The organism is Ensifer canadensis (assembly GCF_017488845.2).
Classification (GTDB): Bacteria; Pseudomonadota; Alphaproteobacteria; order Rhizobiales; family Rhizobiaceae; genus Ensifer; species Ensifer canadensis.
Genome location: NZ_CP083370.1, coordinates 286179 through 304573, shown reverse-complemented (window position 1 = coordinate 304573; position 18395 = coordinate 286179). Strand labels below are relative to the sequence as shown.

Genomic DNA, 18395 nt, shown 5'->3' with positions numbered 1-18395 from the left:
CTTGCCATTCCCTGCCGATCAGATCGGCGAAATCAGGTCCATGATCTGCTGGCCGTAAGGCGGCTGCTGCACTTCGGTCAGGCGGCCGCGACCACCATAGGAAATGCGTGCCTCGGCAATCCGGTCGTAGGAGATCACGTTCTCGGAGTCGACGTCCTGCGTGCGCACGATACCAGCGACATTGAGGATGCGAAGCTCTTGGTTGACGCGAACTTCCTGCGAACCGCTGATCAGAAGGTTGCCGTTTTCGAGCACGCCGGTGACGACTGCCGCGACAAGCAGCTGGAGCTTTTCGGCCCGCTCGGTCGAGCCGTCGCCTTCGGTCTTGGTGTTCGAGCCGTATTTCAGGTCACCCGACCAGCCAAAGCTGCTGGCTTCCGACTGCCCGCTCGCGCCGATGTTGAAGCCGCTGGTGTTCTTGCGGCTGCGATCGGTCTTGTTGTCGAACGACGCCTTGTCGTTGATGGCGATCTCGACCGTCAGGATGTCGCCGACGTTAAGCGCGCGTGCATCCTTGAAGAGCGCCGACTGCTGGTCGTTCCAGAGCGAGAAACCGTTGGCGACATGGCGCGGCTCCTTGGGATACATCGCCAGCTGCGGTGTCTGGGTATATTGCAGACCGCTGCCGATCGGGCTCATGGCGGGGGCACGGCCGATCTCGTTGATGGCCTGGTTCTGACATCCTGCGAGGAGGCCCGCGGCCAATATGGCCGTTAGACGCATTTTCATGATGGTTCCTTCGAGGTGTTCGGATCGCTGGCACTCGAGATGATGTTGGTCAGGATGGCGGCCTTCTCGTCGCTCATCTCGCTGAGGATCAGCGACGACTGCCGCGCCGGCAGCTGCATGACGATCGCGGCGGCAATCTCCGGACGGACCAATTCAAGTTTGCCCGCGGCAGCATCCGGCTTCATCGTCTTGTAGATGCCGACGAGGCCAATCTCGGCCTGCTTGAGGAAGTCGTTGCGGCGCTTCAGCCAGTCTTCATACTCCTCGCGCCGCTTTTCGAGCGTCGCGATCCGGTCGTCGACATTCGCCTGAAGAGCCTCGAGTTCCTTGCGCTGCAGCACGTAGCGCTGGTCGCGGGCAGCATCGGCGATGTTGGTGCAGAACTGCTGGATTTCGTTGGCTGTGGCGTTGCTGGCGGGCGGCGCGGTGACGTCCTGGGCGAAGGCGCCGGGCATCGCCAGCATCGACGCGACGGCAACCGATGCGAGCAGGATGTTGCGGGATCTTCCGAGAAGGCGGTCGATGTTCATCATTGCAGGACAAGCTCCGCCTGAAGGGCCCCGGCCGTCTTGATGCTCTGCAGGATGGCGATGATGCCGTCCGGCTTGACGCCGATGTTATTGAGACCGGCAACGAGCGACCGCAAACTGGACCCATTGAGAATGGCGACCGTGCCGCCGTCGGATTGAGCATCGATGGTGGTGTTCGGCTCCATCGCCGTCTGGCCGCGCGCGAACGGCAGCGGCTGAACCACCGTCGGCGTCTCGCTGACCTCCACTGTCAAGGTGCCATAGCTGACGGCCACCTCGTTGACGCGCACGTCCTGACCGATGACAATCGTGCCCGTGCGTTCGTTGATGACGACCCTTGCAGGGACGTCCGTTTCGATGACGATGTTCTCGATCTCCGCCATCAGCCGCGCAAGGTCGGCCATCTTCGGCTTTTCGACGAGAACGGCCTGCGAATCCCGGGCTTCGGCGATGCGGCCGCCATATCGCGCCGCGGCATATTTGTTGATCGCCGCGGCCATGCCGACCGCGGTGGAGAAGTCGGGGTTGCGCAGCTGCAGCACGAGGTTGAAGCCGTCCTTGAATTTCGACGGTAGCTCGCGCTCGATGATGGCGCCGTTCGGCACGCGCCCTGACGTCGTGACGCCCTGGTTGAGCGTTGCCGCGTCGCCTTGCGCATTGAAACCGGTGACGACGACCGACCCTTGCGCGACCGCATAAATCTGGCCGTCGGCGCCCGAGAGCGAGGTCATCACCAGGGTACCACCGCGCAGGGAGGTGGAATCGCCAAGCGATCCGACGGTCACGTCGACGCGGCTGCCGGGGCTGGCAAAGGGCGGCAGGTTCGCCGTGACGAGAACGGCGGCGACATTGCGCGTGCGCGATTCTCCGCCCTGGGTCGAAATGCCGAGGTTCTGCAGCATGGCGCGCATCGATTGATCGGTAAACGGCGACGCGCGCAGGCTGTCACCCGTTCCCTGAAGGCCGACGACGAGGCCGTAGCCGATGAGCTGGTTGTCGCGGCCGGCCTGCAGCGAGGCAACGTCCTTGATTCGCGACGCGCCAAAGGCGGGCGTCATCGCTGTGGACAGCGCGACGGCCAGCGTCAGGAACCATTTGCAGGCAAGCATTTTCATTTCGCCACCACATGTATCGTGCCGTCGGCCATCACCGTTCCGGAAACGATAACGCCAGTATCAATGTTGCGAGCCCGGATCAGATCGCCGACCGCGGCGTCCTGAAGGGGCGAACCGGCCGCGCTGATGGTGAGACCACCATTGCTGAAGATCAGACGGACGGTGGAGCCGCGCTCGACCGCATATTGCTCGCGCAGCGCGGAGGCCAGGATGACGCGGCCGGGGAGCAGCGTGCGCTTGCTTACCTTGCCGTCGATCTCGCTCAACGTCCTGACATAACCATCCGTCAGATCGGGATTGGTCACATCAACGATCTCGACCCGGCTCGCGTCGATCGCTTCGCCTGGGTAAATCGTCTGCTTGGGGATGACTGCCGTCAGCCGTTCCGCAAAGCCTGCCGAAGGCGACAGGAAAGCGGCGGCGAGCAAAATGCCCGCCACCACGTGCCGCGCCCTTGGCGCGGAACCGTCCTTCTGAGCTGTCATTCCTGCGGCTCGGCGAAACGTCATGTTTGCCCCCTCTTCCGTTATCTGAGGTTCTTGCTCACCGTAGCCGCCATCTCGTCGGCGGCCTGGATAATCTTGGAGTTCATCTCATAGGCGCGCTGGGCCGAGATCAGGTCGGTGATTTCCTTGACCGGATCGACGTTCGACGCTTCGAGATACTTCTGCTTGATCAGCGCAAAACCCGGATCAGCCGGCGTGCCGACGATCGGCTCGCCGGAGGCCGGCGTCTGCTTGAACAGGTTTTCGCCCTGCGGCTCGAGACCCGCTTCATTGACGAAGTTGGCAACCGTCAGCTGGCCGATTTCCTGCATCGCCGGATCGTTACCGATGCGCACCATTACCTGGCCGGAGCTGGTGAAGGCTATTTCGGTGGCGTCCTGCGGAACGGTGACGCCCGGCACGACGGTGTAGCCGTCGATCGTCACCAGCTGGCCCTGGGCATTCTTGTTGAAGGCGCCCGCACGGGTATAGACCGTCTCGCCATCGGGCGTTTCGACCTGGAACCAGCCACGGCCGACCAGCGCGAGGTCGTAGTCGTTGCCGGTGCTGACCAGGCTGCCCTGGATATGCAGGTTGCGCACGGCGGCCGTCTGGACGCCGAGACCGATGATCGCACCTTCCGGAACGATCGCCTGGTTGGAGCGGTTCGGCACGCCCTGGGCGCGCTCGGTTTGATAAAGCAGGTCGGAAAACTCTGCGCGGGCACGCTTGTAGCCGGTGGTGTTGATGTTCGCGATGTTGTTCGCGATCACTTCGAGGTTCAGCTGCTGGGCGTTCATGCCGGTTGCGGCAATGGAAAGGGCCTTCATGTCTCGTTCCTTCAGATCTGCATGCGCGCGATTTCGAGGTAGGCGGTCACCACCTTGTCGCGGATCGCGATTGCGGTCTGGAGTGACTGTTCGGCGTTCATCACCGCATCGACGACTTCACGGGTGTTGGCCTGGCCGCGGATGCCGTCGAGCGATGCGCCTTCGGCTTTCTTCATCGCGCCGATAGCGTCGGTCGCCATGTCGCCGAGAACCGAGGCAAAGCTCTGGGATTGCGGGGCCGCCGGGGTGGCGCTGGCCGCACCGAAGACCGACGACGAAGAGGACGTAAGGCGGGTACCTTCGGCCTCTTTCATGACCGAAAATGCGCCGACAGAATTAATTGCGTCGATCATTATTGTGATGCTCTCAACAGGTCGATTGTTTGGGAAACCAGGTCGCGCGACTGCTTGATCGTCTGCAGGTTGGCCTCATAGGCGCGGTTGGCTTCGCGCATGTCGGCCATTTCAACCAGGATGTTGACGTTCGGCATCTTGACCATGCCCTTCTCGTCGGCGGCCGGATTGCCCGGGTCGAACTCGATGGTGAAGTCAGAATCATCGGTGCCGAGCCGCTCGATCTCGACGAGCGATGCGCCGCTGGCCCTGTCGACCTCGGCTGCAAAGCTGATGGTCTTGCGCCGGTACGGGTCGGCGCCGGGTGCGTCGCCGGAGGAGCGTGCATTGGCGATGTTTTCGGAAACGATGCGCAGGCGGGTCGATTCTGCTTGCAGACCGGAGGCCGAGACCTTCATGGCCGAAGTCAAAGGATCCATGGTTGTTACTTCCGTACCGTCATGAGCATCATACGGTGAAACGCTTTGACGAGCCCGGCACTGAGCTCGTAGTCGCGCTTGATCTCACCGGTCTTCATCATTTCCTGCTCGATCGCGACGCTGTTGCCGGATTGCTGGATCTGAACGCCGTCAAGCATGCCGACCTCAGCCACCTGCGAGGCTTCGAGGCTCTCGGTGAAGTGCGCCTTGTGGGTCGCGGCCATCTGGATGCCGGTGCTTTCCAACACGCTTTCGAACGGCTTGACGTCCTTGGCCTTGTAGTGCGGCGTATTCGCGTTGGCGATGTTGCCGGCCACCACGTTCTGGCGGACGGTCAGCCACTGGGCCTGCCGGGACGCGAGTTCGAAAAGCTGAATCGGTTGCATCAAAAGCTCCATGCTTGGTGATGCGAACCTAGGTCGGTAATCTTGCGTGGGACTTGTCGTCGGAAACGAGCTTGGTGCTGATGCCGGAACGCATCCAAAACACGCAGGACATTATCCGTTGCGGACAGTGACGAACCCGCAACGGAGAAGAACGATCGGAAAATGGGGGCCGGTCAGTCGGCCTGGTAGACCTCGCCGCCCGACGTGATCATCACCCAGCGGCCATCGCGCTCTTCAAGCGTCGCCAGCCGGCTGTTGTCCGGCAGGATCGAACCGATGCGCACGATATACATGCCGGTCGTATCCTCGATCAGAGCCCGACCGTTGGCGACATGCATCAGCTTGAAGCCGGATTTGCCTGGGAATGGCTGCTCGAGCCCCTCCTTCGGAGCGGTCCCCTCGACGGCCGGGCCGCCGCCAAGGCTTGGAACGGTCGCCGTCGTCAGTTGGTCGATTGCCGCGACGGTTTCTCCGTCCATATCGGACATTGCCAACGGCGATACTGACAGGACGCTACGCGCTGGCTTCTCCGGCAGATCACGCGTCGAGCCCTGCCACAACGGCGGCATCGTGAACTTGTCCTGATTGAAAAAGGCGTACCAGGGAAAGAAGGTCGCAAGGGCCGCCAGCATGATGCCGGTTGCGGCCAGCGCCTTGTCGATCATCGGCATGCCGGATTCGCGCTTGCGCTGGCGGATCGTTTCGTCGGCGTCGTAGTCGGTCACACCCATCACCTCGGCCTCATCCCTGCAGCACCCGGCTGATTGCCCATTGCCGCGGCCTTCAGCGCACCGGCAAGATCGGAAAAAGCATCCTGCGTCGGCGGCTCGCTCGCCGTCTGTGTCAGCACGTCGTAGATCACCGGCACCTGCTTGATCGCCATGTCGAGATCGGGATCGCCACCCGGGCGATAGCCGCCGATCAGGCGCAGGTCGCGCGTTTCCTCGAAGCGGTGGATCAGCGCCTTCAGCCGCGACACCAGCTTTTCCTGGTCCGGCGTCCAAGCCTTGCGTGCCAGACGGGAGATCGACGCCAGCGGATTGATCGGCGGATAGCGGCCTTCTTCCGCCAGGCTGCGTTCGAGCACGATGTGCCCATCGAGAATGCCGCGCGTCGAGTCGGCGATGGGATCGTTGTGGTTGTCGCCGTCCACCAGGATCGAGATGATCGCAGTGATGGTGCCGGCGCCCTCAGCGCCGGGACCAGCACGCTCAAGCAGGCGCGGCAATTCGGTAAAGACCGAGGCCGGATAGCCGCGGGCGATCGGCGGCTCGCCTGATGCGGTCGCCACTTCGCGGATCGCATGGGCGAAACGGGTGACACTGTCGACGATCAACAGCACGTTGTCGCCGTTGTCACGATAGTGCTCGGCAATGGTGACGGCGGTCAGCGGCGCCATCTTGCGCAGCATCGGGCTTTCGTCGCTGGTCGCGACAACGGCAACCGATTTGGAAAGATTGTCGCCGAGCGTGTCCTCGATGAATTCGCGCACTTCGCGGCCGCGTTCGCCGACCAGCGCGATGACCACCTTGTCGAAGGCATCGGCGCGCGCAAGCATCGACAGCAGCGTCGATTTGCCGACACCGGAACCGGCAAAAATGCCGAGGCGCTGTCCGAGGCAGAGCGGCGAAAAGATATCGATCGCCCGCACACCGGTGCGGAACCCCTGCTCCACACGCTTGCGGGTCATCGACGGCGGTGCCGTGTTGGAAATCGAGCGGCGGACGTCGCCCTGCAGCAGCGGACCGAGGCCGTCGATCGGCTCCGCAAGCGCGTTGATCGCCCGGCCGCACCATTGGTCGGTCGGCGCGATGCGGAAGGCGCCCTTGCGGATGACTGTATCGTGGATGCCGATCGGATCGCCCGGCTCGATCGGGCAGACGACCACGCGTTCAGGCTCGACGCGCACCACTTCGCCGAGATGCGTTCCAGTCGAACTCTTGTGCGCGACGAAATCGCCGAGCCGGACATGTCGCGACAGGCCGGTCACCGTATAGTGGCCCGGAGAGATCGTCTGGACGTGGCCGCCCGGCGCAATCGAATGTTCAGGTTTGGCGTAGCGTTCGACCAGGCCGGCAAGGGCAGCCAGCGATGTCGATGCGGCGCTCGTCTTCAGGCCTTCGCGTTCCATACCGTTTCCCGTCACGCCTTAGCGGCTGCCACCGAGCGTCTTGATCGCTTCGTCGAGCGACCCTTCGCTGTCACGCATCAGCGCGGTGATGTTGTCGAACGCGCGGGTGACCATGATCAGCTGCGACATTTCCGCGATGGCGTTGACGTTGGATTCTTCGAGGAACCCCTGCATGACGCCGACATCGAAGCGATCGACGACCGGTTCCGGCTGTACCGCCGGAAGCACCGCACTGTTGTCGAGGCGCATGAAGCCCTTGCTGAAGTCGGCCTGGTAGAGGCCGAGCGAGGCGACCGCGACACCGTTCTGGTGCAGGGCACCGTCGGCGCCGACGGTCACGTCGCCGCCCGAGCCATTGATCTGGATCGGCGCGCCGCCGGCGTCGAGAACCGGATAGCCGCGAATGGTGACCAGTTCGCCGGTTTCGGTCAGCGTGAAGCGACCGTCGCGCGTCAGCGCCGGACCCGAGGGCGTGTCGATCTGAAACCAGGCATCGCCTTTGACGGCAAAATCGAACATGCCTCCGGTGCGCGTCAGCGAACCGTTGCTGCTATTGAGGAACTCTTCGCCCTTGCTGACGTAGGAAACCTTGGTCGGCTTGGTATCGCCGAGCATCTGGTTGAACTTCACTTCCGTGCCGCGGAAACCGACGGTGCCCGAGTTTGCGATATTGTCGGCAAGTGTATTGAGACGCTTTTCAAGCGCCATCTGCGACGAAATCGCAACGTAAAGACCGGTCTGCACGTTCAGCGTCCCCCGAGTTTCAGGCTGTTGATGGACAGGAGCAGGTCGGAAGAGATGCCGTAGCCGCTCGACGCGCCGAAAACCGCAAGCGGGTCGTAACCGTCCGTTGAATTGTTGATTTCCCAAAGCGCCGTAAAGCGATCGAGAAAGTCCGTCAGCTTGGCCGGATCCTGGAAGTCCTTGAGGTCGATTGCGTCCTCATAGGCGGCCGCCTGACGGTCGACCTCGGTGCCGGCGAATTCGTCGGGCAGCTGCAGCGTGGTGCGCACCACCTGCGCCAGCGCCTCGTCGGCAATGATGGCGTAACCGCTTGATATCGACGGCGCCATGCGGGCGAAATAGAGCGCGAGCCGCACGCCGGCGTTCTCCTCGCCGGCACTCTGCTCGAGCGTCTGGCGGGCGTATTTGTCGACGACGCCCTTCTGGGCGCGATCGAAGGAGGTGGCCGCCTCGCCGTGAAGGGCGAAATTCAGCGATTCGGCCAGCTGCTTGTAGCGGCTGTCGGTCAACTTGTTGGCGAAGGCATCCTCGTTGTCGACGCCCTCGGTCAAGACCTTGCGCATGAAGGCCTTGGCGTAGCCCATGTCTTCGAGACCGTGCGCCTTGATCGCATAGTTGTAGAGGCGCGTGTCAGCGAAAAACTGGTCGATCGTTTTTATGTCGCCGATCTTCGAAAGATAATATTCGGTCTCGCGGGCGACGTCCGGTTCCTCGGCGACGCGCTCCAGCGACTTGCCCAAGTCGGCCGTAATCAGCTTGTAGCTCGTATAGGTCGTGGTCACGATCGGTCGCCCTTAGCGGAGTGAGACGGGCGCGACTGGAGAGCCGGCCATAGCAAATCCTGACCGGATTGGCTTGCGCGAACCTGTTCCACCGCAATGATTTCCGCCGCTCGACGGCCAGCCTCACGCAAGGAAGAAACCTTATCCCGTTAGACGAAAATGGGATCGTGTCAGGTATCGAAAATGAACATCATCATCGGGCTTCTTGTGACTTTCGGCTGTATTCTCGGCGGCTACGTGGCCATGGGCGGCCACATGGAAGTCCTCAACCAGCCTTTCGAACTGCTGATCATCGGCGGCGCCGGTATCGGCGGCTTCATCATGGCCAACTCCATGAAGGTGGTGAAGGATACCGGAAAGGCTCTCGGCGAAGCGTTTCGCCATAAGGTTCCCAAGGAGCGGGAGTATCTCGACACGCTCGGCGTTCTCTACTCGCTGATGCGCGATCTGAGAACCAAGTCGCGCAACGAGATCGAAAGCCACATCGACAACCCCGAAGAATCCTCGATCTTCCTGTCGGCGCCGACCGTGCTGAAAAACAAGGAACTGACGGCCTTCATCTGCGACTACGTCCGCCTGATCATCATCGGCAACGCCCGCTCGCATGAGATCGAGGCGCTGATGGATGAAGAAATCCAGACGATCACCCACGACAAGATGAAGTCCTACCACGCGCTGACGATCATGGGCGACGCCTTCCCGGCGATCGGCATCGTCGCGGCGGTTCTCGGCGTCATCAAGGCGATGGGCGCGATCAGCGAAGCGCCTGAGGTTCTCGGCGCCAAGATCGCCGCCGCACTCGTCGGCACCCTGCTCGGCGTGTTCCTCTCCTACTCGATCGTCGCTCCGCTGGTCGCGAACATCAAATCCGTCCGCGAAAAACAGAACCGGCTCTACATCATCGTCAAGCAGACGCTGCTTGCCTACATGAACGGCTCGGTTCCGCAGGTCGCGCTTGAATACGGCCGCAAGACGATTTCGGCCTATGAGCGTCCTTCGATCGACGCCGTCGAGCAGGAGATGATGAACCCCGGCGGCGGCAGCGAAAGCAAGGCGGCTTGATCCCATGACATCAGGAACACCGACAAACGTTCATCCCTTCGACAGGAAACTGCTGGCGCGCATGACCGGCGCGCTCGGCGACGACCGCGCGATCGGCCGGGTGGCGCTCGATCTCGGCCAGGTGTTCGGCGAATTCCTTCCCGACATCTGCAAGGCGGAAACCGGCCTCGACATCGCCATCGGCTATGCGGGCTTCCGCACCGGCCTGCGCAACAGCCTGATCGCCGAGCTCGGCAACGGCGTGCTGATCAGCGACATCTGCTTGCGCAACTGGTGCCCCGACTTTCTGATCAGCTGCGACAGCCCGATCATCATCACCATGGTCGAGGCGCTGTTGGGCGCGGAGCCGACCGATATCGAAGAGCCGCAACCGCGCACACTTTCCCCGATCGAAATCGACGTCGCCCAACCGATCTTCGAGAAGATCGCCGACGTGCTTCGCACCGCCGTCAACGCGTCGGGCGGCTTCGAGCCGATCGTTGCCCGCGCCCACAACAGTGCTTCCCGCGGCAAGCCCGACCCTGCGGTCGAGGACGTTCATGCGGCAGCGATCGACATGACGATCGGTTTCGGCCCTGTTTTGTCGACCTTCTCGATCATCGTGCCGCAAAGCGTGCTGTTGAAGACGCAGATCGTCTTTCCGAAGGGTGCCGGCCAGAACCGCAAGCAGAAGTCCGAATGGACCGAACAGATGGAGGAGCAGGTTCGCCGCTCCGCCGTCACCATCGAGGCACGCATCCGGCTTGAAAGCCTGACACTCGAGACGATCAGCCGCCTCCGGGCCGGCGACGTCATTCCCTTCCACGATGCCCAGGACGTTCGCGTCGACGTGAACGCCAACGGCCGCGATCTCTACGTCTGCGAGTTCGGCCGATCGGGTGCGAAATACACCGTGCGGGTCAAGGATACCCACGGCTCCGAACAGGACATCCTTCGCCACATCATGAGTTAATTCGGCTCGCCGTCGCCAGGCAGTAGGCCTGAGGCAAGCTTCAACTGGAATAGTTCGCACATGGCACCCAAGAAAGCACCAATCAACGAACAGGCCGCACTCGCTGTCGGAGACATGGAACTCGACCAGGCGATCGACGATCTGCGCGGTGTTCTCAAGAAAGACACGGACGCGCCGGCTGGCTTCGGCGCCGAGTTCGGCAGCGTAGACACGCTCAGTGGCGCAGGCGAATTCGGCGGCGAATTCGCCGCTCCGGCCGATGGTCTTGGCGCCTTTGGCGGCGACTTCGGTTCGGACACCTTTGGCAACGATCTGTCGGAGACCCCGGCCACCACGGATTTCGGCGGCGGCAGCTTCGGCGCCAGCGATTTCGGCGCATCGGACTTCGATGCCGGTGAAACCGTCACCGACACGCCGCCCGGCAGCGGCATGACCGCCAATCTCGACCTGATCATGGATATTCCGATCGATGTTCAGATCGTTCTCGGCACCAGCCGAATGCAGGTATCGGGTCTCATGAACCTGACCGAAGGCGCGACGATCTCGCTCGACCGGCGGATCGGCGAACCGGTCGAAATCATGGTCAACGGCCGGATCATCGGCCGTGGTGAAATTACCGTTCTCGAAGGCGACGACACCCGGTTCGGCGTCAAGCTCATCGAGATCAAGGGCAGCAAGAAGTCATAGAACCCAATCATTGGGCGAGGGATGAATCCATGATGGATTTCGAAAGTTTTGAGGCTCAGGCACTCTCCAGACCTCTCAACCAGACCGACAAGGCAGCAGCCGTTCTGCTCGCGATGGGCAAGACCGTCGCCGGAAAGCTGCTGAAGTTCTTCACCCAGAGCGAGCTGCAGGCGATCATCGCTTCGGCGCAGTCGCTGCGGGCCATCCCTCCCCACGAACTGGAAGCGCTGGTCAACGAATTCGAAGACCTGTTCACCGAGGGCGCCGGCCTCATGGACAATGCCAAGGCGATCGAGAGCATTCTCGAGGAAGGCCTGACCCCGGACGAAGTCGACGGCCTGCTCGGGCGCCGCGCCACCTTCCAGTCCTACGAAGCCAACATCTGGGACCGACTGCAGGAATGCGACCCGGTCGCGGTTGCGCTGCAGCTGGCCAAGGAACATCCGCAGACCATTGCCTATGTCTTGTCGATGATGCCGTCGAGCTTCGGCGCGAAGGTCCTGCTGCAGCTCTCCGAAGAGCAGAGGCCGGATATCCTGAAGCGCGCCGTCAACATGAAGGACGTCAGCCCGAAGGCTGCGTCGATCATCGAGAACCGCGTCATGGAAATGATCGGCGAGATGGAAGCCGAGCGCAATTCCGCCGGTCCGACCAAGATCGCCGAGGTGATGAACGAGCTCGACAAGCCGCAGGTCGACACGCTGCTCGCTTCGCTCGAATCTCTCAGCACCGAATCGGCCAAGAAGGTTCGCCCGAAGATCTTCCTCTTCGACGACGTTCTTTACATGCCGCAGCGCAGCCGCGTTCAGCTGTTCAACGATGTCTCGACCGACATCATCACCATGGCGCTGCGCGGTTCGACCTCGGACCTGCGCGAATCGGTGCTCGCCTCCATCGGCGCACGCCAGCGCCGCATGATCGAATCCGATCTTGCCATGGGCGATGCCGGCATCAACCCGCGCGACATCGCCATCGCCCGCCGCTCGATCACCCAGGAGGCGATCCGCCTTGCCGCAAGCGGCCAGCTGGAGCTGAAGGAAAAGGAAGCGCAGGCCGCCTGATCCATCCGGTCGCCGGGTATCCTTTCAAGGACCGGCGCTAAGCCTGATCGTAGAACCACAACGCGGGCCCTTGGCCCGCGTTCCTGTTTTGGAGAGATCGACGGCCCCCGCATTTCCTGTTGACCCGGCATGATTGCCCCCGCGAAGCCCTTGTCTGCCCTAGTTTCCGGGTTCACTACAAACAGCGCAAGATCAGCGCTGTCTTGTGGAAACCGGTCGGGAGATTTCCTGTCGCATGTCGGACGATCAGGATAAGGACAGCAAAACAGAATCCCCGTCGGAGAAGAAGATCTCCGACGCCGCCGACAAGGGCAACGTGCCCTTCTCCCGCGAAGCGACCACCTTTGCCTCGACTGTGGCGATCTACATCTTCTTCGTGTTCTTCCTGACCGACGGCGCCAGCACGGTTGCCGCGGCGCTCAAGGACATTTTCGAGCAGCCGGAAGCCTGGCGACTGAACAACGCCACGGATGTCGTCGCGTTGATGACGCACCTCGCGTGGAAGTCGACAGCACTGCTCGTTCCCGTCTTCGTGCTGCTCATCGTCTTCGGCGTCGGCTCGTCGATCTTTCAGAACCTGCCGCGTCCGGTGCTCGATCGCATCCAGCCGAAGATGAACCGGATTTCGCCGATGGCGGGCCTGAAGCGCATCTTCGGCGTTCAAGGGTTGGTGGAGTTCGGAAAGTCGCTGTTCAAGATCATCGTCGTGTCGATCTTCGTCGTGCTGGTTCTCTGGAACGACTACTTCGCGACGCTCGATCTGATGTTCTCCGATCCGGTTATGATCTTCTCGACGATGACGTCCGATCTCAACCAGGTGATGATCGTCATCATGCTGGCCACCGCCGTTTTGGCGATCGCCGATCTCTTCTGGTCCCGTCACCATTGGTACACCGAACTGATGATGACCAAGCAGGAAGTAAAAGAGGAGATGAAGCAGGCGCAGGGCGACCCGATCGTCAAGTCGCGCCTGCGCTCAATGCAGCGCGATCGGGCGCGCAAGCGCATGATTTCATCGGTGCCACGGGCAACCCTGGTGATCGCCAACCCTACCCACTATGCCGTTGCCCTGCGTTATGTCCGCGAAGAAAGCGACGCACCGGTGGTCGTTGCCCTTGGTCAGGACCTCGTTGCCCTCAAAATCCGCGAGATCGCAGAGAAGAACGGCATTCCCGTCTTCGAGGATCCACCGCTTGCACGCTCCATGTTTGCACAAGTCTCGGTCGATAGTGTGATTCCACCCGTGTTTTACAAGGCAGTTGCCGAACTCATTCACAGGGTGCATGCGCAATCGCAACCAAAACGGATGACGTAACGCCGATGAAAAAGTGCGAATTCTCCGAGAGACGGGAACAGATAGTAGCCGAAGCGATCCGCCCAGTGGCGACCGAGTTGCGTCTCATCGACGCCGCGGATTTCATCGCTCTCCTGCGGTTCGAATCCTATGCCAGCCTCGCTGACCTCGTTGAATCGGCCGCCGAGCTCTATTTCCTGCCCGGAACGGTCAATTTCGGTCTCGGCGGAAATTACAATCTGGATTGGGACAGCGAGCCAGAAATCGTGCTCGATCTCGAGCTCAAGCCGCGCGGCGTCACCATCTACGTACGCCTCTCGCTCGGCAACGACACCGCCGGCATCGAGATCAGCCACATCACCTTCCAGAACCCGTCGGCGGATCCAGACGAGAACACGGCCTTCCTTGCAAAGAGCCTGACCGAAGCGAAGTTCATCAAATCCTATGAACTGCCTCTGGCGTGTTAGAGCGCTTCCGGTTTAAACGGAGCCGTAGAAACGATCTATATTATTGTTTTTACGCATTTCCTGACGGAAAACCGCTACGCACTTTTCCTGGAAATGCTCCGGGTCGCCCGATCTTCAGCTGATGTAGCCGAGGCGAATAGCCTTGGCGATCGCCTGAATACGGTTGACCGAATCGAGCTTGGTCGTGGCGGCGCCGAGATAGGCGTTCACCGTGTGGACGGAGAGCCCCATCCGTTCGGCGATCTCTTCGCTGATATGGCCGTCGCCGGCCATCTGCAGGCAGGCGATCTCACGATCACTCAGCGTCTCCGGCCGCACCATGCGCTTCTCGTCAGCCGCCAGAAGGTCTGTCATGATCGTGCAGCTACGGCCATGCAGATCAACCACCTGCTCGGTCGTCGCTTCGACATAGCTGCCGGCGAAGACCACATATCCATTGCCCTGCGCACCGAGCCGCACGGGAAAGGCAATGCCGGAATAGGGTAGCTTGCGCGCTTTCAGACGGTGGCCGAAGTGCCCGAACTCGAACATCTCCGCCGCCTGATGTTCGCCCGAGCCATTCCAAAGCACCGGCAGCAGCGATGTGTCGAGATGGGCCGTCAACTCGTCGCCGTAAAGAGTTATGAGATCATGCGCGTTCGCTTCCGAGGAAACTCCCCAGTTGTCGAGCACGCAGGTCAGCTTGCGCACCGCGCCCATACCCTTGCCGTTGAGCCGCAGGACGGCGAAATGCTTGGCGTTGATCTGACGCTGCATCGCCTGCAATCGTGTGATCAGAGTGGCCGCGCGCGCCGCCCTGCCGCTACGGCTGTGCCGCTGGTCGTCGTCGTTGCGTCCACTGGCGAGGAAATGGGTCATCAGTCTCGCCCCTCAGACCAGGTTGTTGCGGACGGCATAGGCGATCGCCTCGGAGCGGGTTCGCGTGGCTGTCTTTCGCATGACGCTGGTGATGTAGTTGTTGATTGTGTTGCGGGAGATCCCGAGAATGACGGCGATCTCTTCGCTCGTCTTGCCCTCGGCGATCCAGGACAGGCACTCCAGTTCACGGTCGGTCAAGTCGAAGTCGCGATCGTGCCGCACTTCGGCGCGTGTGGTGAAGCTTGCGAGGTATCCAGCAAGCAGGGTCACATCGCGCAGGCTCTCCTGCGACAGGATCACATCCTCGGGAACGAGCAGCATCAACGAGAAGCGCAGCCGTCCGACATTGAAGGTGACCGCGCAATATTCGCGGCTGATGCCCCGTGGCAGGTCGATGTCGTCGGGCAGCGAATAGAACACTGGCTGCAGCACCGAGAGGCATTTTTCAAGCTCGGTCGTCTTGGCATGAAGTCCGATGATGATGCCCGAAAGCCGTCTGACGATGTCGAACGGCCAATCCGAGCAGACGACGAAGTCGAGCCCGTTATCCTGCGAGAGATCGTATCGCGCCAGGAGATAATGGCTCGCGCCAACATATTCGGTCAGCGCCGCAAGCCCGCTTCCCAGGTTGGCGCGCCCCGCCATGTCGCCCAGCCGCCGAAACAACTGATCACGCGTAAGCCCACCACCGCGTAGGCGTGTCGACGCTGTCGGCAAAGGCCAGACAGTTATGTCTGCTTGCGAAATGTCCATGATGTCAGCCCCCGTGCCGGATTCACCGCCCTGGAACCTGCGCTTGCACTGTCGCCGCCAACAGCCGGCCCAAGCCGAATATCACCACCAGTCGCAATTCAGGACGCGAATCAATGTTAAAAATGTACATCCGTCCTCAAAAAAAACCATCGTCATCTTCTCGCTATTTACTTCACCACCCTTTCATGAAACGATTCGCCGAGATGCTGCTTCAGCATTGTCCGATCCCGGGCACCACGCAGCACATGTTTTGACATAGCGTTGATATTTAAAAGAGTTTTGCCGTTCGAATTGCCCCTGCTCCGCTGACGCACCGATTTCGCGCAGCGCTGGGCGGCTCGCTGAGCACAAATTCAGCCCAAATCTCGTCATTCACCAGAGTCAGAAGAAGCTTCGAACAGGGGCGAATTTTACTTTCGACTGACGCCTGTTGCGAAAATGCATCAATTATTCACTCGAACAACCGCAGTCTATCAATATATAAAACTCGAATACGTCGAGAATTATTATCGAATAACCCAATTTATATTCCAATTTATCTGTGTATTGACGATGGCAGACGCAGTAAACCGGCCCACCTTCCGCACCCGGGCAGCAACGGCGGAATCTAAAAATTAAGATCTCGTTAAAGTATTACAATCGCGGGCCGCACCCATGACTCGGGCGACGGCACAACGATTCTTACCGTGGATTCAGCGGCCGATACCGGCAACCGCCGAGACTCGCACAATATTTGCACGGGACACGACGGCAAGAGCGCTGCACCCGCAACGCCTGCGAAACGAAAAATCCCGCCGATGCGGCGGGATTTGTCACTATCAGACGATTTCTGTGTGTGATCAGGCGGCTTTCTCGAGAGCCCATTTGCGCAGGATCTTTGCGGCGCGCTCTTCGCTGATCTCGACCATGCGTGCAAGGCGCCTTTCCGGTCCTTCCTTGACGCGACGGTTGAAGGCGCCTGCGTCTTCGCCCATGCTGAGCAGATCGTCGGTGCTGTCGAAGCCGAAGTCGGAGCCGAAGCCGTCCATGAGGGCGCCACCGGCACCTGCTGTCGTAGGGGAGAAATCGGGCAGTTCGAGACCGGCGGATTCGTTGGCGAGCTGGCCGGAGCTTCCGCCAAGGCCGAGCTGCCGAGCCAGCGGCCGCATGCCCATCCAGACCACCAGGAAGGCGACGACGACGAAGGCGAGCGCGTTGATGATGCCGCCAAGATTGCGCGTCAGCGTCTCCATGAGACCCGGACCCGCGATGGCCTGGTCAAGCAACTGCGTCTCGACGAAGTCCATGGCGTTCAACGTCACCACGTCGCCACGGTTCGCATCAATGCCGGCGGCTGACGATACGATCTTCTGCATCTCCTGAAGATAGGCATCGATCTTTGCCTGATCGACCGGCTCACCGACCATGGCGGCAAGGCGGCCGCGATTGACGACCACCGCAATCGACAGGCGCTCGACCGTGTAGCTGTTCTTCACGGTGGCGATCGTCTTGCTGTTGATCTCGTAGTTGGTCTGTTCTTCCTTCTTCTCGGCCTGGTCGTTCGACTGCGGGCCGGCACCGCCGCGCGGAGCGGCCTGCGGGATGTTCTGCTGTACGGTTGCGGCATTGTCCGGCTGCTGCTGGCTGGACTTCTGCTCTTCCTTGGTGACACGGGTGGAGCGTTCGACGCGCGATTCCGGATCGAACATCGTTTCCTGGATCTGCTGCGTGTCGGTGTTCAGACGAGCCGTAACGCTGGTGCGGAAGTTGTCCATGCCGAGGAATGGGGCGAGCGCGTTGTCGATCTTCTTCTCAAGCTCGGTCTGGACATTCTGCACCACGCCCAGCGACTGGTTGAGGGCGCTGTTGGCCGGATCGTCGCCAGAGGCGAGAAGCTGGCCGGTCGAATCGAGGATGGTCACGTCATCGAAGTCGAGCCCCGGTACGGACGAGGCGACGAGATGGCGGATGGAGGCTGCGGCATTGCGGCCGACCGTGGCGCTGGCGCGGATCATCACCGAGGCGGTCGGGTTCTGGTCTGCCTTACGGAAGCTGCCACGCTCAGGCATCACGATGTGGACGCGGGCGGCGGCGATACCGGAGATCTGCTGGATGGTGCGGCCGATTTCGCCTTCAAGCGCGCGAACCCGGGTGACTTCCTGCATGAAGGAGGTCAGACCGAGCGAGCCGACATTGTCGAAGAGTTCGTAGCCGGCATTGGCGCTGCTCGGCAGGCCGCGCTCGGCCAGGAGCAGACGGGACTTGCCGGTCATGCCGACGGGAACCTGGATGCTGCCGCCATCCGCACCGACGTTGAAGTCGATGTTGGCTTCTGCAAGCGCAATGCTGATTTGAGTGACGTCGCTTCGCTCAAGCCCGACATAGAGCGTCTCGAACGATGGCCTGTTGACGTAGATACCGGCCCCCAGGACCATGCCGACAGCGACAATGCCGGCGGCCGCCAGCGCTATCAGCTTGCCTTGCCCCAGACTGGCGAGGTTCTTCGTGAACATCGAAAATTGATTCAACAGACTCATTCTGTTTCCGCACCCAGTATCGCAGGACATTCGAGCCGGTCATCCGACGAGCGCCCTGCGCAGTTCCAACATTTTGGGTTTGGTGGGTGTCGCGTGCCCCGCAACGACTTCCAACACACACGAATCCATCAGCCCCGATCGGGACCGTAGGAAACGAAACTTGCGCGAACTTGGCTTTCGCCGCCAGTCTCGGGGAAATCGGGGGATATAGCTGTAGAGAAATCTGGCTGCACCGACGGAC

At 61.2% G+C, this 18395-nt stretch carries 21 protein-coding genes; 6 read left to right on the top strand and 15 right to left on the bottom strand.

Going from position 1 to position 18395, the window contains the following annotated elements; all coding sequences use genetic code 11:
• Positions 1-18: 18 nt before the first annotated feature.
• The 12 genes from flgH to J3R84_RS01435 all read right to left on the bottom strand — a co-directional run bounded on the left by flgH (position 19) and on the right by J3R84_RS01435 (position 8504).
• Entirely contained in the window at positions 19-729 is a 711-nt protein-coding gene (gene flgH, locus J3R84_RS01490) for a flagellar basal body L-ring protein FlgH (RefSeq protein WP_025425925.1), read from the bottom strand.
• A complete protein-coding gene (locus tag J3R84_RS01485; protein ID WP_025425924.1) occupies positions 726-1262 on the bottom strand; it encodes a MotE family protein in 537 nt (178 codons plus the stop codon). The genes flgH and J3R84_RS01485 overlap by 4 nt, the downstream gene beginning before the upstream one ends.
• Positions 1259-2374: a flagellar basal body P-ring protein FlgI gene (locus tag J3R84_RS01480; RefSeq protein ID WP_025425923.1), complete on the bottom strand. Its 1116-nt coding sequence runs from the start codon at positions 2372-2374 to the stop codon at positions 1259-1261. Before J3R84_RS01480 ends, J3R84_RS01485 begins: the two co-directional genes overlap by 4 nt.
• The gene (flgA, locus tag J3R84_RS01475; protein WP_025425922.1) at positions 2371-2883 is read right to left on the bottom strand and encodes a flagellar basal body P-ring formation chaperone FlgA; all 513 of its coding nucleotides are present in this window, start codon (positions 2881-2883) and stop codon (positions 2371-2373) included. The genes J3R84_RS01480 and flgA overlap by 4 nt, the downstream gene beginning before the upstream one ends.
• Before the next feature lie 17 nt (positions 2884-2900).
• Positions 2901-3689, bottom strand: a complete 789-nt coding sequence (gene flgG, locus J3R84_RS01470; RefSeq protein WP_025425921.1) for a flagellar basal-body rod protein FlgG — start codon at positions 3687-3689, stop codon at positions 2901-2903.
• 11 nt (positions 3690-3700) lie between these two features.
• Complete coding sequence (gene fliE / locus J3R84_RS01465) at positions 3701-4042, bottom strand: flagellar hook-basal body complex protein FliE (protein WP_025425920.1); 342 nt, start codon at positions 4040-4042, stop codon at positions 3701-3703.
• Positions 4042-4461: a flagellar basal body rod protein FlgC gene (flgC, locus tag J3R84_RS01460; protein WP_025425919.1), complete on the bottom strand. Its 420-nt coding sequence runs from the start codon at positions 4459-4461 to the stop codon at positions 4042-4044. Before flgC ends, fliE begins: the two co-directional genes overlap by 1 nt.
• A gap of 5 nt (positions 4462-4466) precedes the next feature.
• The gene (gene flgB / locus J3R84_RS01455) at positions 4467-4847 is read right to left on the bottom strand and encodes a flagellar basal body rod protein FlgB (RefSeq protein ID WP_025425918.1); all 381 of its coding nucleotides are present in this window, start codon (positions 4845-4847) and stop codon (positions 4467-4469) included.
• 173 nt (positions 4848-5020) lie between these two features.
• A complete protein-coding gene (locus J3R84_RS01450; protein WP_025425917.1) occupies positions 5021-5578 on the bottom strand; it encodes a hypothetical protein in 558 nt (185 codons plus the stop codon).
• Positions 5578-6978 carry a flagellar protein export ATPase FliI gene (gene fliI / locus J3R84_RS01445; RefSeq protein WP_025425916.1) on the bottom strand — a complete coding sequence of 467 codons (1401 nt, stop codon included), beginning with the start codon at positions 6976-6978 and terminating at the stop codon, positions 5578-5580. Before fliI ends, J3R84_RS01450 begins: the two co-directional genes overlap by 1 nt.
• A gap of 18 nt (positions 6979-6996) precedes the next feature.
• A complete protein-coding gene (gene flgF / locus J3R84_RS01440) occupies positions 6997-7722 on the bottom strand; it encodes a flagellar basal-body rod protein FlgF (RefSeq protein ID WP_025425915.1) in 726 nt (241 codons plus the stop codon).
• Positions 7723-7724: 2 nt separating this feature from the next.
• Complete coding sequence (locus tag J3R84_RS01435; RefSeq protein WP_025425914.1) at positions 7725-8504, bottom strand: DUF1217 domain-containing protein; 780 nt, start codon at positions 8502-8504, stop codon at positions 7725-7727.
• Positions 8505-8687: 183 nt separating this feature from the next.
• On the opposite strand from J3R84_RS01435, the gene motA reads away from it, so the two are divergent.
• The 6 genes from motA (at position 8688) to J3R84_RS01405 (ending at position 14027) form a co-directional block, all read left to right on the top strand.
• Positions 8688-9566: a flagellar motor stator protein MotA gene (gene motA / locus J3R84_RS01430; protein ID WP_025425913.1), complete on the top strand. Its 879-nt coding sequence runs from the start codon at positions 8688-8690 to the stop codon at positions 9564-9566.
• Positions 9567-9570: 4 nt separating this feature from the next.
• A complete protein-coding gene (locus J3R84_RS01425) occupies positions 9571-10518 on the top strand; it encodes a FliM/FliN family flagellar motor switch protein (RefSeq protein WP_025425912.1) in 948 nt (315 codons plus the stop codon).
• A 60-nt stretch (positions 10519-10578) separates the two neighbouring features.
• Entirely contained in the window at positions 10579-11205 is a 627-nt protein-coding gene (gene fliN, locus J3R84_RS01420) for a flagellar motor switch protein FliN (RefSeq protein ID WP_025425911.1), read from the top strand.
• A gap of 29 nt (positions 11206-11234) precedes the next feature.
• Entirely contained in the window at positions 11235-12266 is a 1032-nt protein-coding gene (fliG, locus tag J3R84_RS01415) for a flagellar motor switch protein FliG (RefSeq protein ID WP_025425910.1), read from the top strand.
• A 235-nt stretch (positions 12267-12501) separates the two neighbouring features.
• Positions 12502-13581: a flagellar biosynthesis protein FlhB gene (gene flhB, locus J3R84_RS01410; protein WP_025425909.1), complete on the top strand. Its 1080-nt coding sequence runs from the start codon at positions 12502-12504 to the stop codon at positions 13579-13581.
• A 5-nt stretch (positions 13582-13586) separates the two neighbouring features.
• Complete coding sequence (locus J3R84_RS01405; protein WP_025425908.1) at positions 13587-14027, top strand: BspJ family T4SS effector nucleomodulin; 441 nt, start codon at positions 13587-13589, stop codon at positions 14025-14027.
• 114 nt (positions 14028-14141) lie between these two features.
• Here J3R84_RS01405 and visR read toward each other — a convergent pair whose 3' ends face one another.
• The 3 genes from visR to fliF all read right to left on the bottom strand — a co-directional run bounded on the left by visR (position 14142) and on the right by fliF (position 18154).
• Positions 14142-14885: a transcriptional regulator VisR gene (gene visR / locus J3R84_RS01400; RefSeq protein ID WP_025425907.1), complete on the bottom strand. Its 744-nt coding sequence runs from the start codon at positions 14883-14885 to the stop codon at positions 14142-14144.
• 12 nt (positions 14886-14897) lie between these two features.
• Positions 14898-15638 carry a transcriptional regulator VisN gene (gene visN, locus J3R84_RS01395; RefSeq protein WP_025425906.1) on the bottom strand — a complete coding sequence of 247 codons (741 nt, stop codon included), beginning with the start codon at positions 15636-15638 and terminating at the stop codon, positions 14898-14900.
• An 839-nt stretch (positions 15639-16477) separates the two neighbouring features.
• Entirely contained in the window at positions 16478-18154 is a 1677-nt protein-coding gene (fliF, locus tag J3R84_RS01390; protein ID WP_203527673.1) for a flagellar basal-body MS-ring/collar protein FliF, read from the bottom strand.
• Positions 18155-18395: the final 241 nt, after the last annotated feature.

Coding starts and splice junctions, on each gene's coding strand:
- flgH (WP_025425925.1), bottom strand. CDS start 729: ATGAAAATGCGTCTAACGGCCATATTGGCCGCGGGCCTCCTCGCAGGA.
- J3R84_RS01485 (WP_025425924.1), bottom strand. CDS start 1,262: ATGATGAACATCGACCGCCTTCTCGGAAGATCCCGCAACATCCTGCTC.
- J3R84_RS01480 (WP_025425923.1), bottom strand. CDS start 2,374: ATGAAAATGCTTGCCTGCAAATGGTTCCTGACGCTGGCCGTCGCGCTG.
- flgA (WP_025425922.1), bottom strand. CDS start 2,883: ATGACGTTTCGCCGAGCCGCAGGAATGACAGCTCAGAAGGACGGTTCC.
- flgG (WP_025425921.1), bottom strand. CDS start 3,689: ATGAAGGCCCTTTCCATTGCCGCAACCGGCATGAACGCCCAGCAGCTG.
- fliE (WP_025425920.1), bottom strand. CDS start 4,042: ATGATCGACGCAATTAATTCTGTCGGCGCATTTTCGGTCATGAAAGAG.
- flgC (WP_025425919.1), bottom strand. CDS start 4,461: ATGGATCCTTTGACTTCGGCCATGAAGGTCTCGGCCTCCGGTCTGCAA.
- flgB (WP_025425918.1), bottom strand. CDS start 4,847: ATGCAACCGATTCAGCTTTTCGAACTCGCGTCCCGGCAGGCCCAGTGG.
- J3R84_RS01450 (WP_025425917.1), bottom strand. CDS start 5,578: ATGGGTGTGACCGACTACGACGCCGACGAAACGATCCGCCAGCGCAAG.
- fliI (WP_025425916.1), bottom strand. CDS start 6,978: ATGGAACGCGAAGGCCTGAAGACGAGCGCCGCATCGACATCGCTGGCT.
- motA (WP_025425913.1), top strand. CDS start 8,688: ATGAACATCATCATCGGGCTTCTTGTGACTTTCGGCTGTATTCTCGGC.
- J3R84_RS01425 (WP_025425912.1), top strand. CDS start 9,571: ATGACATCAGGAACACCGACAAACGTTCATCCCTTCGACAGGAAACTG.
- fliN (WP_025425911.1), top strand. CDS start 10,579: ATGGCACCCAAGAAAGCACCAATCAACGAACAGGCCGCACTCGCTGTC.
- fliG (WP_025425910.1), top strand. CDS start 11,235: ATGATGGATTTCGAAAGTTTTGAGGCTCAGGCACTCTCCAGACCTCTC.
- flhB (WP_025425909.1), top strand. CDS start 12,502: ATGTCGGACGATCAGGATAAGGACAGCAAAACAGAATCCCCGTCGGAG.
- J3R84_RS01405 (WP_025425908.1), top strand. CDS start 13,587: ATGAAAAAGTGCGAATTCTCCGAGAGACGGGAACAGATAGTAGCCGAA.
- visR (WP_025425907.1), bottom strand. CDS start 14,885: ATGACCCATTTCCTCGCCAGTGGACGCAACGACGACGACCAGCGGCAC.
- visN (WP_025425906.1), bottom strand. CDS start 15,638: ATGGACATTTCGCAAGCAGACATAACTGTCTGGCCTTTGCCGACAGCG.
- fliF (WP_203527673.1), bottom strand. CDS start 18,154: ATGAGTCTGTTGAATCAATTTTCGATGTTCACGAAGAACCTCGCCAGT.